This window comes from Hungatella sp. L36 (genome assembly GCF_014288035.1).
Window position 1 is genome coordinate 139,262 of the sequence record NZ_JACOPC010000003.1, and the last position, 26,187, is coordinate 165,448.

Sequence of the window (26,187 nt, forward strand, 5' to 3'; positions counted from 1 at the left end):
ACAAGCGCTTTACAGTCAGACAAGCGTTTTGCGGACTGATTTTACGCGGCACTGTTTTTTGAAAAATGCGATTCCATAGTTAAGAACTTCTGTGTAGCCTTCCTCTGGCAGCCAGTCGTTGTAGTGGTTTACTTCGATCTGTTTCAGAGCGGCGTCACAGGCGGTCTCCATACCTTTGTAGGTATCGGACACCTTCAGCTCCAGAATAATGGGGGACTTCGATACATTGAGACTGCGTATCGCAATGTCGTATCGTCCAAGTCCGGCCTCTCTGTTAGATGTTACAATGTATTCCTTCAAATTCTCTAAAATTCCCAGAAAAAAACCGTGGTAGAATGCTTCGCCTCCATCCATATAGCTGATGGAGTTTATTAACAGCTCCGACAACTCCTTCTGGAAGCTTTCCGCCTCACCGCTTAAAAGTGCCTGATAAAGAGCGTATCAGATCACGAAACCAGTTCATAACTGTGCTGTTATAGATATATCATACCTCTCTGTTGGGAATGGCCAGGCGGACATATTGGATATCCTCTTCCATCCTGACAGAAGTCTGTTTCAGGTAACCGGTAAAGAACAGAAAATTCCAGAGATTATCCTCAGAATCATAGATATCTCCGTATGTGATGTCTTCATGAACCGGTTTTTCTATGATGCCGCCGGCTATAAGATTTTCGATTTCAGCTTTTACCTGGAAGTCCGCCCTCTCAAAAAGGTCCTTTACTATGGCATTGGAACTGGTATTTTTCCAATAAGGGGATGGAAATGCTGCCGGGTTTATTGACAGAGCTTTTCCGTTCTGTGATAATCCTGGAGCATCTGATCGGCTTCCTCCTGCAGGAAACCAAAATGTTCTCCGTAGGCATCAGACAGAATGGAATGAATTTCCAGATTGTTCAGACCTGTAAAAATGGATTCTTTTGAGACCCTTAAACAACCGGTCATCACTGCAAATTCCGGGCATGGATTTGTCTTGAGTGCTGATTCAAAAACGGAACGGATAAAACTTATCATCTGGTCATAAAAACCCGCGAACCAGGAGTTTTCCAGGGGTGCATCGTATTCATCAATGAGGATAACGGTTTTTGCATCATAACATTTCGTCAGACATTCAGAGAGAAAACGGATTGAGGTAGCGTATTCCTGTTCACTGCCTTCTTCTTTTGCTATTCTCATATATTTATCCCTTTCCAGCTCTAATTTTCCGCTGTCAAGAATCGATATATGGCGTTTGTATTCTCTGGCGATTTCTTCACGAGACAGCCGAAGGCCAGTTCATAGGAGGGGCTGTTTCCCTGATTTTAAGGAGAGGTTTATGACTGGTAAGGCATTCATTTTTACCTGTATTTTCAAAATAGTACTGGAGCATGCTTATATTCAGGGTTTTGCCGAATCCGCGGGGACGGGTAAATAAATTTACCTCCCCCTTCAGATCGAGCAGTTCCTTTATGAACCAGGTTTTATCTACGTAGTAGTAGCCACCGAGAATTAATTCATCAAAGCGGTCAATTCCGACAGGCAGTGGTTTATATTTCATAAAGACGACCTCCTTTTGCCAAATCAATGGTATCGTATCCTTTGCTGATTGTACCAGGTCGCCAATGCGACGGCCAGCCTACCAAAGAATTATATCAGAAAAACTGTAGTTTCACAGTCTTTTCAATCCATTAATATATAGGTTAGGGAAAAATTGAGAACTGAAAAGCAGAACTATTTTGATTACTATTTTATAACATGGTGCATAATATAATAGAAAATAATTGATTTCCAATTGAGCATGTGGTAGACTGAGAGATATAAATACAGGTGAAATAATTAGTATATTACACTCAATTGTTGTAATCTGGTGATTGAGGTGATATAATATGAGTATAGAAAAGGAGGAGAGTGAAATGAATGCTTGCGCGATCAAACCAACATTCCCATATGTTGCGAAAAATATTCTTCCAAGAACGCTTGTATCTGAGGAGAATAAGAAAATCACAGAGTTCATAAATTCCCATGATTTTTCTTTTTCGGTGGATAAAAATACTGGTGAACTAAAAAGTACAATTATAGATAAAAAATTATAAGATGAATATTGTAAAATATACAAAAGAATTTAGTGAGTTAGCAGGTAAATTTGATTGTGGGAATTCAGTAATAAACAGGTTTTTGATAAGTGGTGATGCTCTGAATGAAAATCAGGGCATTACTTATGTTATGCTGTCTGATCAAAAAGATTTTATAATAGGATACTACAATATAGAAGTTGGCAGAGTTGATTTAGCGGAAAGCGTCGGTAAAGAAATCTTTTATAAACCTATGGGAGGAACGGTCAATATCAATTATCTTGCAATACATACTAATTTTCAAGGGAAAAAGGTTGCTGATGCAGGAGATAAAAAAATTTATTTGGGCGATATCCTTTTGAATGATTGTGAACAAAGAATTTTAAAACTTCGTGAACAGGTTGGAATTTCTTTTATAACATTGTGTTCGACAAAAGAAGGATATCATTTATATCATGAGAGAAACGGGTATGAGAATTTCGAAGATGATATGAACAGCTTTGTAAACGAAAATGATAAGTTATGTTTTAAATTATATAAATGGTTAGATGATGTTACAGATTAATCTATGAAGGCATATCAGATCGTAAGGAACGCTCTGATATGCCTGCTTTTTTTATATATTTTTATTTCAAAATCCTTAAGATGGTGGATTGTTCCCCGCAATCTATGGTATAATGTGATGCAAAATGGATTATTATGCAGTTTTGTAGCTGTTACAGATATTTTTATATAGCAGGAGGAAATCATACGATGCAGGCAGTATTACTGGCAGGTGGACTGGGAACCAGGCTTCGTTCCGTGGTGGCTGACCGACCGAAGCCCATGGCGCTCATTGGGGATAAGCCGTTTATGGAGTATGTGGTGCGGGAGCTGAAGAATCATGGAATCACGGAAATTGTTTTCGCTGTTGGATATAAAGGCTCTATGGTGGAAGAATATTTTGGTGACGGAGAACGTCTGGGAATCAAGGTTTCCTATGCGTATGAGGAGACTCTGTTAGGCACTGCAGGTGCCATTAAGAATGCCGGCCGTCTGGTGACGGATGAGCGTTTTTTCGTCTTAAATGCGGATACCTTTTATCAGATTCAGTATGACCGTCTGGTGAAGATGAGCCAGGAGAAGAATCTGGACATGGCGCTTGTACTCCGTGAGGTACCCGATGTGTCGCGGTATGGACGGGCTGTCCTGGAAGGAGACCGTCTGACTGCGTTTGATGAAAAGACGGAAGGTGCCAGTCCGGGGACGATTAACGGCGGGGTTTATTACATGAAACGCGCCCTGCTGGACGAGATACCGGAGGGAAAGGTTTCCTTAGAGCATGATATGATTCCAAAATGGCTTTCCGGCGGGGAGAAGGCTCTCGGCGGAATTGTAAACGACGGATATTTCATTGATATCGGAATTCCGGAGGACTATTACCGTTTCATAGATGATGTGGAGAAAGGGGCAGTAACTGTATGATAATCAGAGGAAGAGCGCCGCTTCGGGTCAGTTTTGGCGGCGGAGGCACAGATGTGGCGCCGTTCTGCGTGGAGCAGGGCGGAGCGATCATTGGAAGCACGATCAACAAGTATGCGTATTGTTCCATCGTTCCCAGGAATGACGATCAGATAATCGTCCATTCGCTGGACTTCGATATGACGGTGAAATACAATACAAAGGAAAACTACGTTTACGACGGCCGTCTGGATCTCGTGACGGCGGCGTTAAAGGCCATGGACATCAAGCAGGGATGCGAGGTATACCTGCAGTGCGACGCACCTCCAGGATCAGGTCTTGGAACGTCTTCCACGGTTATGGTGGCGCTGCTGATTGCCATGGCGAAGTGGAAGGGCGTTTATTTAGACGGTTATGCCCTGGCTGATCTGGCATACCAGGTGGAACGGGAAGACTTAAAGATTGACGGCGGCTATCAGGATCAGTACGCGGCTACCTTCGGCGGATTTAACTTCATTGAATTCCATGGACGCAACAATGTGGTGGTGAATCCGCTGCGCATTAAGAAGGAAATCATCCACGAGCTGCAGTATAATTTACTGCTGTGCTATACGGGAAATATCCATGTGTCCGCCAATATCATCAAGGATCAGGTGAAGAACTACGAGAAGAAGGACGCGTTCGACGCCATGTGTGAGGTGAAGGCGCTGGCTTATGCCTTAAAGGACGAGCTCTTAAAGGGGAACTTATACAGCTTCGGCAAGCTGCTGGACTACGGATGGCAGAGCAAGAAGCGCATGAGCAGCAAGATCACCACTCCGCAGATCAACGAACTCTATGATGAGGCGCTGAAGGCGGGGGCTCTTGGCGGGAAGCTGCTGGGCGCGGGCGGAGGCGGATATCTGCTGGTATACTGTCCCTACAATGTGCGCCATAAAGTGGCGGCCAGGCTGGAAGCGGCGGGAGGTCAGCTGACGGACTGGAATTTCGAACTCAGAGGCGCCCAGGCATGGGTGACGGATGAGGAACGATGGAATTACGACAGTGTGAAGGTGCACATGCCTAACGGAGACTACACATTTAATCTGTAAATCAGAAAGCTATATAATTGAATTAAAAATATATCACAGGAAGACGATACATGGACAGAGTTATTTTTTTAGACCGGGATGGAACTATTAACGAAGAGGTGGAGTATTTACACAGGCCGGAGGATTTAAGACTTCTTCCCGGTGTGGGAGAGGCCATCCGGCGTCTGCAGGAGTATGGATTTGCCGTCGTTGTGGTGACGAATCAGGCGGGAGTCGCAAGAGGGTATTATGAGGAAGAAGACGTAACCGTGCTCCATGACTTTATGAATGAGCAGTTAAAAGAGCAGGGCGCCTGTATCGACCATTTTTTCTACTGCCCCCATCACCCGGTTCACGGTATTGGAAAATACCGGGTGGCATGCCATTGCCGCAAACCGGAGACCGGAATGTTTCTCATGGCAGAGCAGTTCTATCAGGTGGATAAGGCCAATTCCTATATGATCGGCGATAAGCTGCTGGATGTGGAAGCAGGCCATAACTACGGCGTGAAATCCGTGCTTGTGGGGACCGGATACGGCGCAGAGACTGTGGCAGACATGACGGAGGAGGAGCAGAAGAACGCATTCGAACACTACTCCCCGGATCTGCCGTCTGCGGTGGACTGGATAATCGGAGAAACTACGACAAAACGCCCATAACAAAGTGCCCATAACAAAATGCCCATAACAAAATGCCCTTAAAAAGGAGGAACGATAAGATGGAACCTATGAAGTATTTAGAGGAACTGGTGGAGCGGTATCCGGTACTTGATGCGGTAAAAGATGATGTGCGGAAAGCGTATGAACTGCTGGAAGCCTGCTATGAACAGGGAGGGAAGCTGCTGATTGCCGGTAACGGCGGAAGCTGTGCCGACGCGGAACACATTGTCGGTGAACTGATGAAGGGATTCGTGAAACGCAGAGAGGTATCCGATTCTTTTGCCGAATGCTTAAGAAACGCTGATGAGGTCCGGGGAGCGGAGCTGGCGAAGAAGCTGCAGGGCGGCCTTCCGGCCATTGCCTTAACCGGCCACGCAGGACTTTCTACCGCCTATTTGAATGACGTGGACGGGGATCTGATCTTCGCCCAGCAGACGTACGGATACGGAAGGCCTGGCGATGTGCTGATCGGTATTTCGACCTCCGGTAATGCGAAGAACGTGATGTATGCCATGACCGTTGCAAAGGCCCTGGGCATGAAGACCATCGGACTCACTGGAAAAGACGGCGGAGCGCTGAAGAGAGAGGCCGATGTTTCTGTCGTCGTGCCTGAGACGGAGACATTTAAGATTCAGGAGCTGCATCTTCCTGTTTATCACGCCCTGTGCCTGATGCTGGAAGAACGCTTTTTCTAAATTCGGGACAGATTGGAGACTGCTATGACAGAAAAGCACTTTATGGATGGAATCGGTAAATGGAAGGATGAGATCATTGCCGCGGGACTTCTTATGGCGTTTGCCTTCTTCATAAACAGAGGAATTGAAATAAAGGGGCTTTATATGGATGACCTCTATCTGTGGTCCTGTTACGGAGAGCAGACCTTTGGGCAGTTTATATTTCCCATGGGGAGTACGAGGTTCCGTTTCCTGTATTATCTGGCTGCATGGCTGGAGCTGGCGGTGATTGGTAATCATATCGGATGGTTTGTGCCTCTGAACATCATCTTAAACGGCTGTATCGCCTATTCGGTATACCGTTTTGGAAAGCGGCTGTCGAGAAGCTATCTGATGGGACTCGGATGCGGGTTTCTGTACCTCTTATCCAGAATGTCCTACTACCAGATCAGCCAGGTGTACGGACTGATGGAGAGTCTGGCTCTGTGGGCGGCGCTGGGGATTCTTTACTGTCTGCTTCGTTACGTGGATGAGAAGGGGGATGGAAAGAAGTACTTAATCCAGTCGTGCGTGCTCTATTTTGCAGTCTGCTTTATCCATGAGCGCTATCTGGCGCTGCTTCCCCTCATTTATCTGGCGATTCTTTATAAAAAGGGAAAAAAGAAGGCGTTCTGGTTTCTTCCTGCTGGAGTGTTTGCAGTGGTCATGGCGATCCGTGTGCTGACGACCGGAGGTGTGGCGCCTGCAGGCACGGGAGGGACCAACGTCGCCGAGACGTTCAGCGTGATGACCTCCATACGCTATGCGATCGACCAGGTCCTGTATATTTTCGGCATCAATGCCGGACCGGGCCATCTAAGCGGCGCCAGCTGGACCGAGTCGCCGTCATGGATCCATGTGCAGATTATTGCCGCGGACCTGGTGCTGCTGGTGCTTGTGATACTGGCAGTCATCCGTGTGATCCGGGATAAGGAAGGCCGCCTTAAGTATCTCCGTGATATCAGCCTGTTCCTGATATTTATCGCCCTCTGTATCGGCGCATCCAGTGTCACAATCCGTGTGGAGACGAGATGGATCTATGTGTCCATGACAGCCGCCTATCTGCTGGCCGCCTATTTATATGGGATGATAACGGCAAAGCCGGAACACGGCAAGGTCGTTGATATCAAACGGGAAGCGAGAAAGGCAGCCGATAAAAAAGCGGGACGCCAGAGCGCGGTTCTCTGCGGCGGCCTGTTTCTGGTCTATATTATCATCATGTTTCCCGTGGAGAATTACTACCGGGGACAGTATCCCAACCTCTATTTCTGGGCCGACCAGCAGCGGTATAATTCGCTGGCGGAAGAGACGTATGGAAAATACGGGGATGATATCTTTGGCCGGAAGATCTATATCATAGGTAATTCATACCAGATGAGCGATTTCACGGCGAGGACCTTCTTCAAGGAGTTTGACCGCGACAGGAAGGCGGAAGGAACGGAAGTTCATTTCATCGATTCCATCCATGATATTGGCCTGATCACCAATAATATGCTGGTGCTGAAGGAAGATCCGGCCCACAACGAGTTCCAGGATGTCACCGACTTTGTCCGTAATTTAAAATGCGAGGCGGTCTACGGATATTACCGGGATGGCTGGATGGACGAGAGCGCCGAAGTCAGGGTTATGACAGGAACCAGCGGAGTGATCAAATTGGAGATCTATTATCCGGGAGAACTGACGGGATCGGAGATCTCGAAGATTTCCCTGAATGGGGAACGGGTCAAGGATCTGGTCATCAATCAGAATACCATGAAGCTGGAGATTGAGGCGGAACCGAATCAGATCGCCTGCCTCCGGTTTGATAATAATTTTTACTTAAAGGACGCGGGAGAACAGAGAGGGGAGAAACGTTTCTCCATGATTGTGAACTTTGCGGCAGACTAGTACAGCATTGCATTAGAATGAATTACCTGGAAAGGAACTTTATGAAACGCAGATACTATTTATCCATCCTTCCCCTGGCCGGAATCCTGTTCGGCATGTGGTATATCCATATTGCGGCTTCCGATGTGATCTATTCCGATTATATCAGACTGGTGAACAGTTATCTTCCGGATGTGTGGAACCCGGAGAAATTCTTTGTGCCGGATGTTCTCACCAGAATTCCGGTAAATTATCTGTCCCGCATCATCAATGTGGCGTTTTTTGGATTCAACACCATGTTTGACCGGGTGCTCGGCGTTCTTGCGCTGGGACTTTCCGGATTTGTCCTGGGAAAATACTGCCTGTTAAGGAAGGTGGGGGCCGTCTGGTTTACTATCCTGATGGCGCTGATGTTCAGCCTGAATAAATGGGAGATGCTGATCAATGGAAGCGGCTGGGCCCATTTCCTGGCCTTCGCCGGATTCTATTACCACTACCTCGTCATGGACAGGCTGTGGACCGGGGACGAGAAGCCGGGAGACAGAAAGCTTCTCGTGATCCTTCCGTTTGCCATAACTATCCTGACGGCCGGTCCGTACTGCGCTGTCTATTCTGTGGTGGTCATGATGGCATATGGCTTCATGGCGATTCTGGATTACCGGAAAACGAAGCGGCTTGAGAAAACGTATCTTCTCTATGCTCTGTGTACACTGGCGGCTCTGCTCCTTTATATGTGGAGTAATTCGCTTACGGTGGAGGATCATGCCGCGGCGGCCGAGGTGGGGCTGTTCACACAGCTTGCGCAGACTCCGGGCTTTTTTGTCCGGTTTATCCTGATCTCCTTTTCCTCCATGGTCGTTGGAATCGAGGAGGCAATTGCCGCATTTAAGGGCAATATCGTCCCGTTTGCGATCCTGGGATTCCTTGTGATAGCGGCTTACTTATACGCGCTGTATTTAAATTTCCGGTACCTGCTGTATGAAAAGTCAATGGTGCCGCTCATACTGATTGTATCGGGAGGGCTCAACCATGTGCTGATTCTTCTGTCACGGTGGATTTTTCTGGTTGATGACTATGGCGCCAGCTCGAGATACGCCCTGCAGTTTCAGGCGGGGATATTTGGAATTATACTGACCTTTGCGCTGTGCCGGAACGAGATGGTGATGAAAAAAATGGTGCGCGGAAAATACCGGCTGTTCTCTGCAGCGGTTGTTTCTTTCTGCCTGCTGTTTCTGGCCGGTAATGCGTATACGACATACCATGAACTGAAAAAGGCTCCGAATCGGAAAGAAACCTTTGAGATACGGGCGCAGATGGCGCTGAACTTCGAAGAGATGACGGATGATGAACTGAGGGCCGGGTTTGAATACCGGACGACCCGCCCGGAAAGCGGGGCGCAGGTCAGGGAGGCGCTGACGATCTTAAAAGACAACGGCTGGGGTGTCTTTAGGCCAAATAAATAAATTAGTAACTGAGGTGGAGAAACTGATGGAACGGACTCATAAATCTCCCCGCGGGAGGCGGGGCGGCAGCTCTCTGCAGAGCAGAGGGCTGGTTTTACTTCTGTGGGTGTGCGCCCTGGGGGCGATCGCGTATTCCGCGGACCAGTTGTTCGTAAAGGGAATCCTGTCCTGGCACAGGCAGCAGAAAGACTATTACGATATGATGGCAGAAGTGACTGCGCTCTTCTGCGTTTTTACTGTCCTGTATGGACTCATAAGAAGCCGGATTTTAAAGGCGGTCGGGACCGTGGCAGTTCTGTCCGTCTTTTTCTGGGGGCATATGGTATTTCTCCCGGTGGTGACGGCAGGCGTCTATCTGGCCTACTTGACTGTATTGGGAGAATTTTTTTGCAGAAGGGTCCTGAGGCTTAAGGCGTCCGACGGCGCAGCGGTACATTTCCTGTGCGGCTCTCTTCTTGTGATCCTGGTCTTCTGCCTGATGTCGGCCGTGGGAATCGGCGCCATCGGGTATCTGCAGGTATTTGTGGCAGCCAGCGGAATTCTTCTGGTGTTCTGGCGGTGTGCGCGGTGCGGTAAGAAAAATGTGGAAGAACCGGCTGGAAATGGCCGGGGAAATAACTGGAAAAATAGCTGGAAAAATAGCTGGGGATATAGCCGGAGGTCCGGGCGGGAGAGTGAGAGCGGAATTTGGCTCATGGCGCTCTGCTTTGCGTTTATCGTGACCATGTTCTGCATTCAGGCCGGGCGCATGAATACCGCTCTGGATTTTGACAGCCTCTGGTACGGTGTCCGCTCCCGGTACGTGCTGGACAATGGAAACGGAATTTACGAAAATATGGGGACCATCGGAATCGTCTACACCTATTCCAAGGGCTGGGAAGTGATGACGCTTCCCCTCGCAAATCTGCCCTCATACAGTTTCCTTCTTGCTTTTAATTTGTGGCTGACGGCGGGCGTCATATTTATGGCGTACCAGATTGCCCGTTTCTATATGGGAAAAGGCCACTCGACCGTATTTGCCGCTCTTTTAGCCGGAGTGCCTGGAATCATGAATATGGCCATCACTACAAAGACGGATATTGCCACGCTTCTCTTCCAGGAAATCATGATCTATTATCTTCTCAAGTATTTGAAGGAGGGAAGAAGGGAGTGGAGATATCTGGCATACGGATTCGCCTCCTTCTTTCTGACATGGACACTGAAGCCGACGGCCCTCGTATTTTCTACCGCTATTCTCGGTATGAGCGTGCTGTTTCTGTTGTGGAAACGCCTGCTTCCGTTGTGGGGCGGGAAAAGAAAGGCTGGACAGGCCGGTGGGAAAGGGAATGCTGGACAAGGCGGCGCTCTGGGGCTTTTTCTGCTGTCGATTCTGGCGCTCGCCGGAATCTGGGCCAGAACGGTAATCATCACAGGGCTTCCGGTGACCTCGGTGTTCTCCTCCATTCTTACGAAGCTTGGGCTGGAGATGAAGTATCCCTTCAATGTCAATAAAATTCCTAACAGCGGGGCGGAGCTGCCTTTTGGCGAACAGCTTGTGAATTTTATCGAGCGGGCCTTCGGCTTCCTGCTTCGGCCGTTGGGCGTGGATATGGACCATGTGATTCTGGCCTGGGGTGGATTTCTGCTGTTTATCGTGCTTCTTTTGTGGATATTCAGTTTGTTTTACAGAAAAAATGTGGAAAATGATAATGAAAGGCTGCTTTCGTCCTGGCTGAACGTTGTGTTTATCCCCTTTTTGATCGTCTGCGTAGTCAGTCTCTATATGCTGGTCCAGGTGGACGGAAATTACTTTATGCTGCTGTATGTCCTGGCTGCGCTTTACGTGATGCGGCTTGTGGTCCGGATCTCGGATAAGGCGGTGAGAAACGGGCTATGCGGTATACTGGTTCCTGTCATGTGTTTCTGTGCGGTGGTGTCCTCCCTGACAAACTGGAGCTGGGTCGTAGGATTTTCGCCGGTTTCCTGGAATCATCACGGGTACTACGACCACCAGGAGGCGAAGCACCAGGAAATGGTGGAAAAAGGAAACGGGCAGATCTGGGATATTCTTGCGGAAGACCCCGAAAACCGTCTGATTGCGGTGGGAGACCATCCCGGAGTGCTGGGATTCCCCTGCAATGCCCAGTCGTACGATGATATCACCGGTTCCTGGGGAAATGTGGTTCTGGTGAAAACCATGGATAATTTCGTGGAGTTTATGGACTATGCGAAGACGGATTACGTCTACACAGAGGCCGGATATATGGAAGAGGAACAACGGTGTTACAGCCTCGTTCGCACGCTCATTGAATATGGCAAGCTGATTCCCATCTGTTATGAGGAGGGAAATATGCTGGCGCGGGTGGAGATCGACGGAGAATATACGGAAACCAGCCGGGCAGCATTGACAGAATTTGACAAATGTTATATAAAGAAGAATGTGGAATAGGCGGAAAGGTTGGAGTAGGAAATGAAGAAAGAAGTTAAAATAGGAATCGGGCTGGTATTTCTGGCGTTTTACGTGTTTCTGATCATGCAGTTCGGCAAGGTATTCGTGTATTATGACGACTTCGGATATTTATCGCTCAGCTATGGAAATACGGTACCGGATGTGATTGGTTCCAATTATACGTTATCCCAGCTGCTTACCTTTATGGGGAAACACTACTTCTATTCGAATGGAAGGCTGTTCTATTTATTCCTGTTCAGCTTTTTAAATATGATAGGCGGACTGGCTGCGGTCCAGGCCTTTATGGCGACCAGTGTTCTGGCGATTCTGATTCTGGTCCATTACGTGGTAATGCGCCATATAAAGCCGGATGGATGGCGCCCGGTGTTTCTGGCTGCTTTTATCTGCCTGCTCTATGGAACCATCGGAATTCTGATTCAGCGTCTGGGAACGTACTGGTATGCGGCCAGCTTTCTGTATGTGGTACCTACGGTTACATTTCTGGTACTGGCAGTTCTTTACTATGAGACAATTGGGGAAGAACCGGAGACCTGGAAAAAGGCAGTCTGCATCGTGCTGGCATTCTTCGCAGCATTTTCTCAGGAAGAGTGGCTGGTGGCCGTGATCGGATATATCTGCATGGTGATTGCCTGGAAGACTTTGAAGAAATACCGCGTCCGCGCTTACGATTTCGGAACGCTGGCAGCGGCTGTGGCCGGGGCGCTTCCGATTCTGACCTCACCGGCGGTAAAGATGCGTATGGACAACAACAGTGAGTTTTCCAATCTGCCGTTTATCCAAAAGGTAATGACCAACTTAAGAAATTTAATGAACCTGTTCTTTTCTTCCGATAATCAGAATTACCTGGCAGTGCTCTTAATGGCTCTGATGGGGCTTGGAGCCTATATGATCTGGAAGAAGATGAAGCTGCCTGTTTTAAATATCGTTTATCTGGCATTTTCCGCGGCCATCACCGTGTACCTGTTCCTGAAGCTGAACCGCCATGTCCTGGGGGCTGGCGGCCATTCTCAGGCGATGATATGGGTTCTGTTTCTCTATCTGATCGTGACTGCGGTACAGGTGATCCGTATTTTATATGACAGAGACCAGATTTTGATGGGAATGATATTCCTGGCGGCGATTCTGACACTGGCCTGCCTTGTGGTGGTGCCGGAGCTTCCCCAGCGGGTGCTCCTTCCGTTTATCTATCTGTCCTATACACTGTTTGGGTACTTATTCTGCCTGATCCTGCTGGAACGGAAGAGTGTGGTATGGGGGCTGGCCGGGCTCGCCTTCGTGGCGGCCGTCAGCATTCCCAACCTTAAGAATATTTACCGGGGGTACAGCATCAACTATGAAGTGCTCATGTATAACGATGGCGTCATCCGGGATGCCGCGGCGCGAATCCGCGGAGGAGAGGAGATAAAGAAATTAACTCTTTATCAGAATCCCGACCGTCTGTGCAGCTGTGAGATGGTTTACGATGAGAATTTTAAGTATATGATATATTGGATGGACGAGTATTACGATCTGCCGTCCGAAGTGGAACTGGAGTATGAGCCAATCACTGATCTTGGTGCATGGCAGCAAACACACTGACTTAAAGGAGTATAAACTGTGGAGAAAAAATTATCGGTCGTCGTATCCTGCTATAATGAGGAACTGGCGCTGCGCCAGTTTTACGCGGAGACGTCGAAGGTACTGAAAAGCTTAAGCTGGGATTATGAACTTATTTTCGTCAATGACGGGAGCCAGGATGGCAGCATTGAGATTCTAAAGGAACTGGCGGCTGGGGATGAGAAGGTGAAGGTGGTGGATTTTTCCCGCAATTTCGGCCACGAGGCCGCTATGATCGCGGGCATGGACTACAGCAGCGGGGACGGAATCGTCTGTATGGACGCGGACCTTCAGCATCCGCCGGAATGCCTGCCTGGAATCATTGCAAAGCTGGACGAGGGGTACGATGTCATCAATATGGTCCGTACGAAAAATGAATCCGCCGGCTGGTTTAAGAACTTTGCCGGAGCGGCGTTTTACCGGCTGATTAATATTCTCTCCGATGTGAAATTTGAACCGAACGCCTCCGATTTCTTCGCTGTATCGAAGAAGGCGGCAAAGGTGCTTAAGACAAATTACCGTGAAAAGGTTCGTTTTCTTCGCGGCTATGTGCAGAATATCGGATTCAGACGAACAACCATTGAATACGAGGCCAGAAACCGTGTGGCAGGGGAAAGCAAGTACAGCATCAAGAAGCTGATCACATTTTCCATGAACACGATCATGTGCTTTTCCAATCTGCCGCTGAAGCTGGGCATTTACGCCGGCGGATTTGCGGGAGTCCTGGGAATTATTATGATGATCTACACGATCTGGAGCTGGGCGGAGGTTGGAACACCCAGCGGCTACGCGACAACCATTGTGCTGATCTGCTTCATGTTTGCGATTCTCTTCCTCATTGTCGGGATTATCGGGAATTACATTGCGATTCTGTTTGCAGAATTGAAGGACAGGCCGATCTATATTGTGGGTGAGACGAAGAATTTCCCGGACGATAAGGAATAAGAATAGATATAAGTGTTTGAGCAGTTCTGCGAAAATAGAGAAAAGCGGGGAAAGTAAAGATGACATGTAAAAAAGTGGATACGATGAACTATGTAGTGGCATTTCTGGAAAAACTGGTCAATACGCCGAGTCCCAGTGGATTTACGGATGAAGTGATGGCTTTGGTGGAGAAGGAGGCGGCCGGTTTTGGGTTCCTGTCCCATTACAGCAGGAAAGGCGGTCTCATCATTGAGGTTCCCGGGAATACGGATTTGGTTCTGGGGCTTTCCGCCCATGTGGACACGCTGGGAGCTATGGTCCGTTCCATCAGCTCCGAGGGAATGCTGCGCATCGTTCCGGTGGGCGGCTTTATGATGGAGAGTATTGAAGGAATGTACTGTAAGGTGCATACCAGAACCGGAAAGGTATATACCGGTACGATTCTTACAAAGGAACCGTCGGTTCATACGTATGATGATGCCAAAACCCTGGAACGAAAACCAAAGAATATGGAAGTACGTCTGGATGAGAGAGTGAAGAGTGAAGACGATGTCAAAGCGCTGGATATCTCCGCCGGTGATTATATCAGCTTTGATCCGATGTTTGTATATACGGAAAACGGGTTTATCAAGTCACGCCATCTCGATGATAAGGCCTCTGTGGCTGTGCTGATGGGAGTATTGAAGGAGCTGGGGGAATCCGGTGTGAAGCCGGAGCGCACACTTAAGATCGTAATCAGCAATTATGAGGAAGTCGGTTTCGGCGCAAGCTGGATTCCGGAAGATATCGAGGAATTTATCGCAGTTGATATGGGAGCGCTGGGTGATGATCTGGCTGGGGATGAATACCGGGTATCCATCTGCGCACTGGATTCTTCCGGGCCATACGATTACAAGATGACAAGCCGTCTGATCGAGATCGCAAAGGAGCGGGAGATCGGGTACGCCGTGGACATTTTCCCGCACTATGGCTCTGACGTGGGAGCGGCTCTGCGCGGCGGTCACAATATCCGCGGCGCGCTGATCGGACAGGGGGTTCATGCGTCGCATGGCACGGAGCGGACGCATGTGGAAGGGCTGGAGCAGACGCTTCGGCTGATTGAAGGGTATCTTGGAGTGAACTAGGGCGTGCAGATGGGGAGGTCAGAATGGAAACGGTTCATTTAACCAGGGAGCAGGCGCGGCGTTTTTTGCTGCGGAGACATGGCCTTTTGGGCGGATACCGGTTTGAAGGAAAACGGGGAGTCCTGGAGTTTGTAAAACAGGAGGGCTGTATACAATTCGATCCGGTAAACGTATGCGGAAGGAGTCCGGAGCTGGTCCTGTTGTCCCGGGTAAAGGGATTTACGAAGCAGATGCTTTATGAGCTTCTGTACCAGGACCGGGTGCTGATTGATTACTTCGATAAAAACCTCTCCATCTTTGCCACGGAGGACTGGCCCTATTTTGAATGCTACCGCGACCAGCATCGGCAGTGGGAACGGAGCCATGCCGATATCGAGACGGTGAGTGAGCAGGTGAAAGGGATCATTGCGGAGCGGGGAGCGGTCTGCTCCGCCGATTTGGACATGCCGGGGAAGGTGCACTGGTACTGGAGCGATACGAAGCTTTCCCGGGCGGCGCTGGAACATCTGTATTTTACCGGTGATCTGGCTGTTCATCACAAAAAGGGTACGGTAAAATATTACGACTTGATCAGCCGCTGTGTCCCGGAGGAAATCTTAAACCGGAAGGATCCGCTGCCGAATGAACAGGACCACCAGAAATGGCGCGTTCTGCGGAGAATCCGTTCCGTCGGTCTCTTATGGAACCGCCCGTCAGATGCATGGCTGAATATTACAAACTTAAACGCTGCCGGCCGCCGGACTATTTTCGAAAGCCTGCTGAAAGAGCATGTCATCGTTCCCGTTTCGGTAGAAGGAATTCCGGAAACTTTTTATATGGCTAGCGAGGATCTGGAACTGGCGGAAGCGTGCGGAGCAGGGAAGAACTGGAAGAAAAGGTGCGAGTTTCTGGCGCCGCTCGATAACCTGCTGTGGGATCGGAATTTGATTCGCATGATCTTCGACTTCGATTATAAATGGGAGATTTATACTCCGGTGGAGAAACGGAAATACGGCCATTACGTGCTCCCGATTCTCTACGGTGACCGCCTGATCGGACGTATCGAAGCACCATACGACCGGAAGGAAAAGCAGCTGAATGTGAAAAATATCTGGTATGAGCCGGGAGTCAGGAAGACGGCAGAGATGCAGAGGGCGCTTAACGGTGCAGTGGAGCGGCTGGCTGAATTTAACCGGGGGGAAGTTAGCGGTTTTACCTTTCCGCCACCGTAAATATATTTGCGATTCAGAATCATCTATAGTATAATTATATTTATGAATAAATATCGATGGTTCCTATAATGGCACTTATGAGAAGCGTATTTTCTTATAGGTGCTTTTTTTTATCAGATCTGATTCCGCCAGGTCTGTATTTTTTTGAAATTTTCCGGAAATTCCTGTTAATTTTCCGTACGTTGATAAACATAAGTGCCATTATAGGAAAAATATCCAATAACGGCGTTTTTATCAAACGTTTCGTGCGAAAGGAGCTCCTCAAAATGACTGAAAAAGTATGTTTTACCACTCTGGAAACAGATGAAAAGTTAAATTATCTTTATGAAGAGATGAGAGGATTGGCAAAGAGGCAGGACCAGATGATGGGGGATTTGGAATACATAGGAAAGCAGCTCAGAAGGGTAGAGATTATTCAGGATGACAATATTGCAGACAGCATTGCGGCCATGGTATCGAATTTCTCAGACATATCAAAAAAAATGGATCGTTTCGTTAACATGGAAGCGGTCCTTCACACAATAAAGTCAGATGTGAAGATCATAAAAGAGCTTTAGAGTGTGTTCCTAATGCAGGGCCGGCTATTTGCCGGCCCGCTCCAGGTCTTTCTGAAATACGTTGAGATCCTGTCCCTTCAGAGCCCGTTCCAAAAGCTGGGGAACCTTCTGCGGATTGCACGCAAAGCAGGGGATTCCCATGGAGGCGATCCGTCCGGCAATCTGTTCATCGTAGTAGGGACGGCCGCCGTCGGCAATGGCGAGAAGGCAGATGACGGACACCCCGGAATCCTTCATTTCGCCTAGACGGCGCAGAAGGCCGGCGCGGCTTCCGCTTTCCATCAGATCGCTGATGAGGAAGAACAGGGTTTTCTTTGGGGTATCAATCAGCTGTTGGCAGTAGGCCACCGATTTCTCGATGTCGGTGCCGCCGCCCAGCTGGAAGCCAAACAGAAGATCCACCGGATCATCGCATTTTTCTGTTAAGTCCACCACATTCGTGTCGAAGGCCACGATATGCGTTTTTAAGGACCGGAGACTGGCCAGAATGCAGCTGATCACGGAGGAGTAGATCACCGATTCTCCCATGGAGCCGCTCTGATCCACATCCAGGATCACTGTGTAGCGGTTGGACATATTTTTGGATGTCCTGTCATAAAAGTAAAAGCGTTCCGGGACCAGCTTCTTTAAATCGGGATTATAGTTCTTCAAATTCCGGCGGATTGTTTCCTTATAGTCGAGGGCAGCGGCTGATGGGATCGGGCTGTGGCGCCTCCGGTCAACCGCGGCGGTAACGGCTCTGCGGATATCGTCTGCCAGCAGGCGGTTAATCTCTTCCACGATCCGTTCAATAAAGGAACGGACCTGCTCCTTGGAGCGTTTTGGTATCTGATCCTTCAGGGTCAGCATCATGGAAGCCAGATTTAAGTCCGGTTCCAGCTTTTCCAGGAGCTCCGGCTCGAACATCAGCTGTTTTAAGCCGCAGCGTTCCATGGCATCTGCCTGGATGATCGATACCAGTTCCTTGTCGAAAAGCGATCTCACATCGCCCAGCCATTTGGAGACAACGGGGGCCGAAGGGCCTTTGCCTGCGCCGCGGGCGCCGAAGCCTCCGCCGGAGGAGGTATTGTCATAGATGGCGGCAAGCGCCTGATCCATCAAATCCTGTTCCCCGCTTAAGGAGGTGTCGCCCATAGCGGAAAATCCGGCCTCACTCTCTTCACCCAGAATTAACCGCCACCGTTTGATTCTATCTTCCAGTTCCATATATGTCACCTCCCATGTAACCGTTCAGACGGCTCATCTTCCTGACCGAAAAAGCCGGTCATATTCCGTCAAAGTCAAAATCATCGAGCGAATCTATCATTTCCAGTTCTTCCGTCTTTAAGGCGCGGGTCACGGTTTCAGAGACCTGATCCTTGTTCACCTGCCAGATTTCCCCCAGATTCTCTGCCACATCGGCTTTTTCGCCTGGAGTAAAATCAGAAAATGCCCGCCGGAGAAAAAGGAGCGCCCGTTTGAACTCTTCCTCATCCAGCGTATCTAAGTAGCTGCTTAGTTCCTTCCACAGGCTGAGCCGGGCGATAAGCGCGTATCGGTTCTTTTTCGACAGCCCTGCAAACCATCCGGCGCCCAGTTCGGCCGGAATTCCCTTTGAAAGCCGTCTCTGGACTTCCCGTCCCAGCTCCTCATCCTGCATGCGGCCGCGTTCCAGAAGAACAGCCGTGCAGAAACCGGAGATTCTGGTGTTTATATCATCCCGCGAGGCGATCTCCTCCATCAGGCGGACGAAACGCTCCTCATCCAGAAAATCATGGTGAAGGCAGACGGAATTTAACCGATCCACACTCCTTACAATCTGTTCCGCGGCGGGATCGTCGCAGAAACAGGCAGAGACCAGCAGCAGGCAGGCACGCAGGAAAATCTGTTCCAGAACGGGAACCAGCGGGGATGAATCGAGCCGCCGGATATCTCCAAAACGCATGACTACGGAGATGCTTTCCGCCGAAGCCGCAAGATCGGTCAGAGCAGAAGAGTCCGCGGCCAGGTGCTGCAGAATATCCGTGATATAAGCGACCATCTCAGGCATACCGCAGAGGTAAGATTCCTCCAGAAGCTTTGCGGCGGCGCTGATTTCCGTGGCTTCCCTGGCCCGCTCTCTCATGGAAAAGGAGGCGGCCCCGGTGACCGTGTCCCCCTTCAGCGTGGCTTCAACCAGCTCGATCTCGACCTCCGGCGTCCATTTTAGTGTCCAGGCCTCCGCCCATGTGGCGTCCTCCTGCCTGAGCGGCTGCAGCGTACCGAAGCCGACATTTAACACCCTTAAACGGTGCAGAAAAAAAGAACGGTTCAAGTCGCGGAATGCGGCCGCTTCGGATTTTACATTTAGATTTTCGCGAAGGTCCAGGGATATGCTTTCCGCCACCTCGGACCGGTATTTCTCCAGCTTTAAATCCCGCAGATTCCGGTAAAAATCATCCTGAAGGCTGGTGCGGCTCACCCCCTGGGGAAGGGAGCCTGTCACAGTCCCGATCTCCGTGGCTGCGGCGGCGAGGGCGATTTCAGAAAAATGTCCATGCCCCATGCAGGTTACGGCAGCGTCGCGCAGATCGCAGAGGGCAGGCAGACTGTGTCCGCCTAAAGCGGCCAGAGATTTGGAAAGTTCGACCGCCTCGATGACTTCAGCGGACGAGACCATGAAGCCATGCTCTCTCTGGTAGGTGGAAATGGAGGTCAGGTACGTATAGAGCGCCAGTTCCCGGTCCTGTTCCAGGAAAGAGCGCCAGACCATTCCGTAATAGAAGGGGGCCTTGTTACCGGCGCCGTATCCGGATCGGGAGGAGAGGCGGTAATAGGAGTAGGGCATCAGCGTCACGCTGCACTCCACGGCCGGAAGCTCTCCCCGCTCTTTGTCGGTCATGGCAGGGGCGTCGCTTAAAAGGCCTGCCGTATGGTACGCTCCGGTGACCACCACCGTGCGTTCCGGCGCGAAGCCTTCTGCGGCAGCCCGGGCAATCTGGCGGCGCATGTAGGCCTCGCGGACGAGGATTTCGGGCCAGTCGCTGTCATTTCCCGCGGTCAGGCTGCGCAGCTCTTCACCGAATACCGCCGCCCCGGCCATATATTCCTCCGGAGTCTGGCTGTGCTCCATGGTATATTCCCAGAATGCCTCATGACCGCCTTCTCCGCACTGGGAATCCAGCAGCCGGTATACGTCGCCGGAGCCCTGATTCTCTGAATCATCGGAAAGAGTGGTCTCCGTCACCGGTCTCTGAATGCCCAGAAATACGCCTGAAGGCAGATCGATGAAACGGCAGGGGACGCTATGGTCCTTCGCCCAGAGCACCGCCTGATACTCCGGTGAATATTCTGCGAACGGGTACAGGATCGTGCGGATGGGCGACTCTTTTGTGTAGGCCATGACCGCGATCGGCGGTTTTGTCTCCGCCCCTGCAATGTCGCCAAGGAGAGCGGTAAAATCGGAGGGGCCCTCCACTAATATCAGTTCCGGTTCCCTTTCGTCCAGGAGCCGTCTCAAATGGTATGCGCCGGCGGGCGAAAGATGACGGATTCCAAAACAAACCGGATGCTCCATCTATTTGTTCAACTCCTTACACTCTTTGTAAAGGCCAAGCCACTGGCTGCCACGTTTTTTCATGATGTTTTCCAGATACTCCTTAAAGACCATGCTGTCCTTGTCCTCGTCCTTTACGATGGCGCCCTGCAGAGCGGCCGCCAGATCGTAGTCGGTAATCATTCCGTTTCCGAAGCTTCCCGCCAGAGCCATACTGCCGGCAAGAAGGGAGATGGCCTCAGCCGTGGAGAGTACTCCGGAGGCCGGCTTTAGTTTCTGTTTTCCATCCAGCGTCATCCCGCTCCGCAGTTCACGGAAAATGGTGCAGACCTTTTCCACCACGTCTGCTTCCGGGAGTCTGGCGTTTAATTCCAGATTGGCCGCCATCTGATCCACCCTGGTTTTTACGATTTCCATTTCAGAGGTTAAGTCTGAGGGCGTCGGAAGGACCACGATGTTGAAACGCCGTTTCAGGGCTGCGGACATCTCGTTGACGCCCTTGTCACGGGTATTGGCCGTTGCGATAATGGAGAAGCCTTTTTTTGCCGGCAGCTCGTAGGCCAGCTCCGGCACTGAAATTCGTTTTTCGGACAAAATGGAGATCAGCGCGTCAGAAACCTCGGAGGCACAGCGGGAAATCTCCTCAATTCTGGCGATACTTCCCGTTTCCATGGCGCGGTAGACCGGGCTTTTGATCAGCGCCTCGTCGGAGGGCCCCTGGGCGATCAGCATGGCGTAGTTCCAGGAATACCGGATGTGCTCCTCTGTAGTGCCTGCGGTTCCCTGTACTACCTTCGTGGAATCTCCGTTAATGGCGGCCGTTAAATGTTCCGACAGCCATGATTTGGCCGTTCCCGGTTCGCCGATTAAAAGCAGGGCGCGGTCGGTGACGAGTGTGGCGATGGCGATTTCCACCAGGCGTTTATTTCCGATATATTTCGGTGTGATTTCCACTCCGCCGGCCCGGCCCCCTGTGATGTAGGTGAGTACGGAGCGGGGACTCATACGCCATCCGGATGGCACCGGATCTTTTTCCGAGGCGATCAGGGCATCGATTTCTCTCTGATACATTTCCTCGGCAGGCATACGCTGTACATTATCGTTGTTTTGTCTGTTCTTTTCTGTTACCATCATTTACCTCCCAGGTGCTATATAATACCGGCTGCCTCATCAATCATTTTTCTCATCATACTGCTGGAATCCCAGTTTTTACGTATGGGGCTCTTCATGGGATACGTGCATATAAAATTGTCGATTTCCCGAAATTCCTGCTGTTTTTCTTCTTCCGTCATGGGAAGCAGGTCGATCATCTGTCTGATACGCCAGAAGTTGATGCCCGAATCCCCATTTTTTTCAACGTAGCGGGGCACCAGTCCTTTAAAGTCGGTCCAGCCACACTGGAGAAGCAGCTTGTAGAGGAAACGGTTATCGGACACAATAAGAGCCTTTTTATAGAGATGGGTTCCGAGAAGAGGCCGAACCTCGGGAGCAGCCATCTTGGCAAGCAGATGATCGCTGTCCAGCTTTTGCGGCGTTCCATTTTCGGCAACGCAGCTTATGCCCTCCCGGACTGGAACCATACTGCCGGTAAAGAATTCAAACCATCGGGGATCTAAGTTTTCTTTCAGCGGCCGCTGAAGCTTTATGAGACGCTGCCGTCCGCCGCCTTCTCTCAGGGGAATGAAATACTCGTGGCGCCCGGAGCGTTCCACGTAATTGATCTGACCGAACACTGTCATCAGAGCAGTGGTGGCACGGCTTTTCTCCTCTTTCCCGATGCCAAGAATACTGGTCTTAGGGAAACGTTCCCGATACTGGTCGTAAACCGTTTTTGCAGGCATGGTCAGCAGATCTGCTGTCAGCGAAGCGGGATACCAGGCTTTTCCGTGTGTTTCGGCCAGCGTGCGGGCGCAGGTTATGAGCCGCTCATCGAGGCTGCGGGCGATGGATCTCGATAAAAGCTCCGGGAATCTTCCATAATAGCTCTTCTTATTCCAATCGGCTGCGGCTGCACGTTCATACAGAGCCAGGACGGAAGAGTCCGCTTTGCCGGTCAGGGCCTCGAGGAGAAGCTCTAAGTGCTCCTTCGCCTTATTTTCGAAACCGAGGTCAAGCTCATCAAAGAAGGTATGGGCCAATGCTCCAAGGCGGGCCGAAAGGTGGTCGGAGCGTGAAAAATTTAAATATTTCATGGCCTCCCAGGGAGTGCTGTCCAGAAGTGTTTCTAAATACTGTTCTGACTCTGCGGTATCCATAAGAACCAGAACCTGTCGGGTCACCTCGAGGCTGCTGCCTTTTTCTGTCTTTAAAAGGTCGAGAAGCAGGCCGGAATTCCTCTTGTCGAAACGGAGTGCGGATACAGCCTCCTCCCTCAAATCCTTTTTTGCCCAATCCAGCAGGCTTATGTAGAAATCATTTTCCTTCTCTCCGGAGATCGCCTCGATGACACGAAGACGGCGTACCCGGCCTCCGTCACTGCACTCTTCAAAACCCTGTTTCAAGAGAGGGAGGAAGCTTTCACCCTGATGGGAGAGCCAGTCCTCCGCCAGAGCCGCAATCTCGTTGTAGCGGTCAGACAGGGCGGGAACCATGGCGGCCTGTACACGGTAATCGTCAAAAAGCTCCGGTGTGTTTTGAAGCGCTTCTGAAATGACGGCATATCTCCCGCCTCCTGTGCCTGTGAGGGCCTCCAGAAGAGGTTTTACTGCCCGGAAGGGCTGGCAGGGGGAGAATGGCCGCACGGCCAGCTCCAAAGGAACGAGCGTGCCGGGAACGCCGCACCCGGCCTGCGTGCAGAGAATGGCTTCGGAGAGCGCCAGCGTATCGAGCAGGGTCCCCGCCCTGTCTTTGCAGTCCGGGGCGATGGTCTGGGCGGCCATCAGATAAAGCTTTTTAATTACCGGAGATGCGTCGGCCAGAGGGGCGATGCTGTCTACGGCTCTTTTCAATCGAAAGTCTTCTCCGGCAAGCCGGACGCCTGCCGCCGCCGCGGCTTCCAGCCGTTCCTGAAGATCATATAATGTCTGAAGTTCCATAATTGTTCCTCCCCATATTAATAAAGCAGACGTACGACAGTCTGATCTGTGATGACCGCATACGGGTGCAGACAAATGGCATGAAGTTCTGTGCTGTACCATAAGACACCGAAAAGTACCTGATTTTCTAAAAACCCGGGATCGGGAAGCTGGGTAAGTCTGAACACACCTGGCTGGTCGCCGGGGCGGTCCGCCAGCCGGATGGTAGTATTGTCGTGGTCCATCAGTCCCAAGGTGGTCTCATCAGTAACTTCTTCGGTACTATGACCAATCAGAGCATAAGAAAGCAGACAGCCGTACCGTCCGGAGGAGAGTGTATTTTTCAGTTCATTTTTGGCAGCCTTAACCGCTTCTTTGACGGATGCACAAGCATGGGCCCGGACTTCACTCATAACGGTACTGGTGACCGGTTCGAATTCCTGACGGTCCCAGCGAATCCGGCGGTTTCCCGTACCCGGATAGTAGGAGAGGCAGGGAACCCGCACCATGTCGGATACTGAGTCTTCTTCCTTTACATATTTTAATGCCTTCAGCGGGCGGTAATGACAGGTGACGGAGAGCTCTCCGCTGTCTAAGTCGATCCACCAGCCCTGGTCTACCAGTTCTTTTCGGGCCATGTCGCAGGATTCCTGGAAGGAAAGCTGCAGGAGACGAGCGTTCTCCTTCTTTAAGCCCAGTTCATTTAAACGGTCAAGTGTCCAGATTCCGCCAAGTTCCTCGTAAAGGACGCTGTTCTCGTCTTCCACATTTCCCTGTTCCAGCTTCTCGGTCAGCCATGCTCTGGATTTCCGGATCAATGCGCGCAGCCGTACCAGCGTTCCGGCGGATTCAGCGATACCTCTTTCCCGAATGCCGTTTTCCACGCCTGCCTTTTCCAAATCCTGCATTTGCAGAATGAGCGTGCGGATCAGGCGTTCCGGGCCGGGCAGATAGTAGTCACCCAGCTGCTTTGCCAGATCCTGATACGTCTTTAAGGAACTGCCTTTTAATGTGGCAAGTCCGGCGTCCAGAAGTTCATTTACCATGGATTCCGCCATGGCGAGGCCGTCCAGCTGTTTTTTCAGTTTCTTTGTGCGGGCTGCAAGACTCGCTGGTTTTGAAGCTTTCGTGGACTTCTTTGCCTCACCGTCCGTGCGGCCTTTCTCTTCTTTTTTCTCCTCGCGGGCCTCTTTCCTGGCGCGTTTGTCGAGGATGGTCTGCGGAATCTCACAAGTTTCCCACGGCTCATCTTCCAAAAGCTTAAGCATCAGAGCCAGGCCATGTTTACAGGGAAACTGACGGCTGGGACAGCTGCAGCGGCAGACAGGCGCTGCTTCATCTATGAAATCGACGGATACGCTGTAAACGGAACTTCCGCTTCCCCTGCAGTCTCCCATGTAAAAGGTGTCGTCGGCGGAGCGGGCCAGGTGTGTAAATCCGCCGCTCTTTACAATCTTCTTTGCATTGGCCACAGCACTCGCGTTCGGCGCCATGGCTGCGATCTGTTGTTCGGTCAGATGCTTCATGATGCGGTCCTCCTGATTGGTACATTCTTTCATTCCCGCGTGGGAATTTGACTGATAATATTTTCACGAATCAGATTGCTATGATAAGAGTATAGCACATATATGGCGGTTTTTTAACAAAAAATTTCCCGGAAGCGTTCGTGCAGCTTCCAGAGAATTTAGTGTAATTTTAAGATTTACGATTTATTTGCTTTTAAAAGAGACTTATACTGAATAAAAAGTTCATCCAGGTTATCAGCCATTGTACTTCCGGAGGCATGATAAAACTTCGAACCATCCATAAAAAATAATGCGGGAACTTCATTTACGCCTTACTCCAGGCTAAAGTTACTGTTGTATGGTGAGTTTTACCGGAATTAAAGGTTTGGCTCGTCTCTGCACTAATCTCTAAAAATTATTATTAAAGACTCAACAACTATTGCAATCAAAATAATTAAAACATATGTTCCGAATTGAGACTTTACTATATTAAACCAGGAAGCATGGGTCTTAATTCTTTCTCCAATAATCATTGCAGCAAATATGAATATAAATCCCAAATTGTTTATTATGATTTTTTTGTTCATATAACCTAGTCCTTATAGTCCTTTGCATATGCAGTGGTGGTAACGCTGTCAATCGCTGTCGCATAATTACTATCCGTATAAAAAGCATGCTTAATGTACAACCGATATTATTTTTGGCATGCCTTCCACCTGCCTGCAAACGAAACATACAGAATGTAAACAGGATAATAAAAGACTCCTTACCTTCTCCAATCAAAAAACCAATCGCCAAGATTAATAATAGCTTTGATACATTTTCCAGAAAGAGTGTCATGCCATATTCTATAATGACGTTTTCTTCTGGTGTTTTTTGATTGATATGATTCAGCCTTTGACAAATTGCTGATAATAATTCGGAAATATTCATTGGTATCACCTCTTAAGTAACAGTATAGAAAAAATTTAGTTTAAAAAAAGTTTTTGCAGTAAACGTTGCAAAATTCTGCATGAACGTAAATTGGATCTAAA

Annotated in this window: 23 protein-coding genes; 14 read left to right on the forward strand and 9 right to left on the reverse strand. The window is 49.8% G+C overall.

All coding sequences use genetic code 11. The features are described from left to right. Nucleotides 1-15 precede the first annotated feature (15 nt). The 3 genes from H8S80_RS34785 to H8S80_RS34795 form a co-directional block, all read right to left on the reverse strand. The gene (locus H8S80_RS34785; RefSeq protein WP_320959116.1) at nt 16-387 is read right to left on the reverse strand and encodes a PD-(D/E)XK nuclease domain-containing protein; all 372 of its coding nucleotides are present in this window, start codon (nt 385-387) and stop codon (nt 16-18) included. Nucleotides 388-774: 387 nt separating this feature from the next. Beyond that, nucleotides 775-1,173 (reverse strand): AAA family ATPase, encoded by a 399-nt coding sequence (locus H8S80_RS34790; protein ID WP_320959115.1) that lies wholly within the window; start codon nt 1,171-1,173, stop codon nt 775-777. A 76-nt stretch (nt 1,174-1,249) separates the two neighbouring features. Then, nucleotides 1,250-1,534: an AAA family ATPase gene (locus H8S80_RS34795; RefSeq protein WP_320932426.1), complete on the reverse strand. Its 285-nt coding sequence runs from the start codon at nt 1,532-1,534 to the stop codon at nt 1,250-1,252. Between the two features lie 328 nt (nt 1,535-1,862). Here H8S80_RS34795 and H8S80_RS09415 point away from each other — a divergent pair, with 328 nt between their 5' ends. The 14 genes from H8S80_RS09415 (at nt 1,863) to H8S80_RS09480 (ending at nt 17,120) form a co-directional block, all read left to right on the forward strand. Then, entirely contained in the window at nt 1,863-2,069 is a 207-nt protein-coding gene (locus H8S80_RS09415) for a hypothetical protein (RefSeq protein WP_147334417.1), read from the forward strand. A gap of 1 nt (nt 2,070) precedes the next feature. Next, entirely contained in the window at nt 2,071-2,613 is a 543-nt protein-coding gene (locus tag H8S80_RS09420) for a hypothetical protein (RefSeq protein WP_025529487.1), read from the forward strand. Nucleotides 2,614-2,801: 188 nt separating this feature from the next. Then, on the forward strand, nt 2,802-3,512 hold the full coding sequence (locus H8S80_RS09425; RefSeq protein WP_025529486.1) for a nucleotidyltransferase family protein: 711 nt from the start codon (nt 2,802-2,804) through the stop codon (nt 3,510-3,512). Continuing rightward, entirely contained in the window at nt 3,509-4,579 is a 1,071-nt protein-coding gene (locus H8S80_RS09430; RefSeq protein ID WP_002604790.1) for a GHMP family kinase ATP-binding protein, read from the forward strand. The genes H8S80_RS09425 and H8S80_RS09430 overlap by 4 nt, the downstream gene beginning before the upstream one ends. Nucleotides 4,580-4,629: 50 nt before the next feature. After that, complete coding sequence (gene gmhB, locus H8S80_RS09435) at nt 4,630-5,217, forward strand: D-glycero-beta-D-manno-heptose 1,7-bisphosphate 7-phosphatase (protein ID WP_117630643.1); 588 nt, start codon at nt 4,630-4,632, stop codon at nt 5,215-5,217. A 59-nt stretch (nt 5,218-5,276) separates the two neighbouring features. Further along, the gene (locus tag H8S80_RS09440; protein ID WP_025529484.1) at nt 5,277-5,912 is read left to right on the forward strand and encodes a D-sedoheptulose-7-phosphate isomerase; all 636 of its coding nucleotides are present in this window, start codon (nt 5,277-5,279) and stop codon (nt 5,910-5,912) included. A 24-nt stretch (nt 5,913-5,936) separates the two neighbouring features. After that, on the forward strand, nt 5,937-7,817 hold the full coding sequence (locus H8S80_RS09445) for a putative glycosyltransferase family protein (RefSeq protein WP_029467243.1): 1,881 nt from the start codon (nt 5,937-5,939) through the stop codon (nt 7,815-7,817). Nucleotides 7,818-7,858: 41 nt separating this feature from the next. Beyond that, the gene (locus H8S80_RS09450) at nt 7,859-9,259 is read left to right on the forward strand and encodes a hypothetical protein (protein WP_117630644.1); all 1,401 of its coding nucleotides are present in this window, start codon (nt 7,859-7,861) and stop codon (nt 9,257-9,259) included. 25 nt (nt 9,260-9,284) lie between these two features. Further along, nucleotides 9,285-11,687 (forward strand): glycosyltransferase family 39 protein, encoded by a 2,403-nt coding sequence (locus H8S80_RS09455; protein ID WP_117630645.1) that lies wholly within the window; start codon nt 9,285-9,287, stop codon nt 11,685-11,687. A 21-nt stretch (nt 11,688-11,708) separates the two neighbouring features. Next, nucleotides 11,709-13,286, forward strand: a complete 1,578-nt coding sequence (locus H8S80_RS09460; RefSeq protein WP_002604784.1) for a DUF6056 family protein — start codon at nt 11,709-11,711, stop codon at nt 13,284-13,286. An 18-nt stretch (nt 13,287-13,304) separates the two neighbouring features. Further along, nucleotides 13,305-14,249, forward strand: a complete 945-nt coding sequence (locus H8S80_RS09465) for a glycosyltransferase family 2 protein (RefSeq protein WP_025529481.1) — start codon at nt 13,305-13,307, stop codon at nt 14,247-14,249. Between the two features lie 59 nt (nt 14,250-14,308). Continuing rightward, on the forward strand, nt 14,309-15,352 hold the full coding sequence (locus H8S80_RS09470; RefSeq protein ID WP_181987865.1) for a M42 family metallopeptidase: 1,044 nt from the start codon (nt 14,309-14,311) through the stop codon (nt 15,350-15,352). 23 nt (nt 15,353-15,375) lie between these two features. Further along, nucleotides 15,376-16,563 (forward strand): winged helix-turn-helix domain-containing protein, encoded by a 1,188-nt coding sequence (locus tag H8S80_RS09475; protein WP_117630646.1) that lies wholly within the window; start codon nt 15,376-15,378, stop codon nt 16,561-16,563. Nucleotides 16,564-16,829: 266 nt separating this feature from the next. Then, the gene (locus H8S80_RS09480) at nt 16,830-17,120 is read left to right on the forward strand and encodes a hypothetical protein (protein ID WP_002604780.1); all 291 of its coding nucleotides are present in this window, start codon (nt 16,830-16,832) and stop codon (nt 17,118-17,120) included. A 24-nt stretch (nt 17,121-17,144) separates the two neighbouring features. Here the strand turns inward: H8S80_RS09480 and H8S80_RS09485 are convergent, their stop codons facing one another. The 6 genes from H8S80_RS09485 to H8S80_RS09510 form a co-directional block, all read right to left on the reverse strand. Then, nucleotides 17,145-18,326, reverse strand: a complete 1,182-nt coding sequence (locus H8S80_RS09485) for a VWA domain-containing protein (protein ID WP_117630648.1) — start codon at nt 18,324-18,326, stop codon at nt 17,145-17,147. 58 nt (nt 18,327-18,384) lie between these two features. Next, on the reverse strand, nt 18,385-20,655 hold the full coding sequence (locus tag H8S80_RS09490; RefSeq protein ID WP_117630649.1) for a DUF5682 family protein: 2,271 nt from the start codon (nt 20,653-20,655) through the stop codon (nt 18,385-18,387). Further along, on the reverse strand, nt 20,656-21,765 hold the full coding sequence (locus H8S80_RS09495; RefSeq protein WP_117630650.1) for an AAA family ATPase: 1,110 nt from the start codon (nt 21,763-21,765) through the stop codon (nt 20,656-20,658). A 17-nt stretch (nt 21,766-21,782) separates the two neighbouring features. After that, the gene (locus H8S80_RS09500; RefSeq protein WP_117630651.1) at nt 21,783-23,669 is read right to left on the reverse strand and encodes a hypothetical protein; all 1,887 of its coding nucleotides are present in this window, start codon (nt 23,667-23,669) and stop codon (nt 21,783-21,785) included. A 17-nt stretch (nt 23,670-23,686) separates the two neighbouring features. Beyond that, entirely contained in the window at nt 23,687-25,174 is a 1,488-nt protein-coding gene (locus tag H8S80_RS09505) for an SWIM zinc finger family protein (RefSeq protein WP_117630652.1), read from the reverse strand. A gap of 489 nt (nt 25,175-25,663) precedes the next feature. After that, the gene (locus tag H8S80_RS09510; RefSeq protein ID WP_117630653.1) at nt 25,664-26,086 is read right to left on the reverse strand and encodes an accessory gene regulator B family protein; all 423 of its coding nucleotides are present in this window, start codon (nt 26,084-26,086) and stop codon (nt 25,664-25,666) included. Between the last annotated feature and the right edge of the window lie 101 nt (nt 26,087-26,187).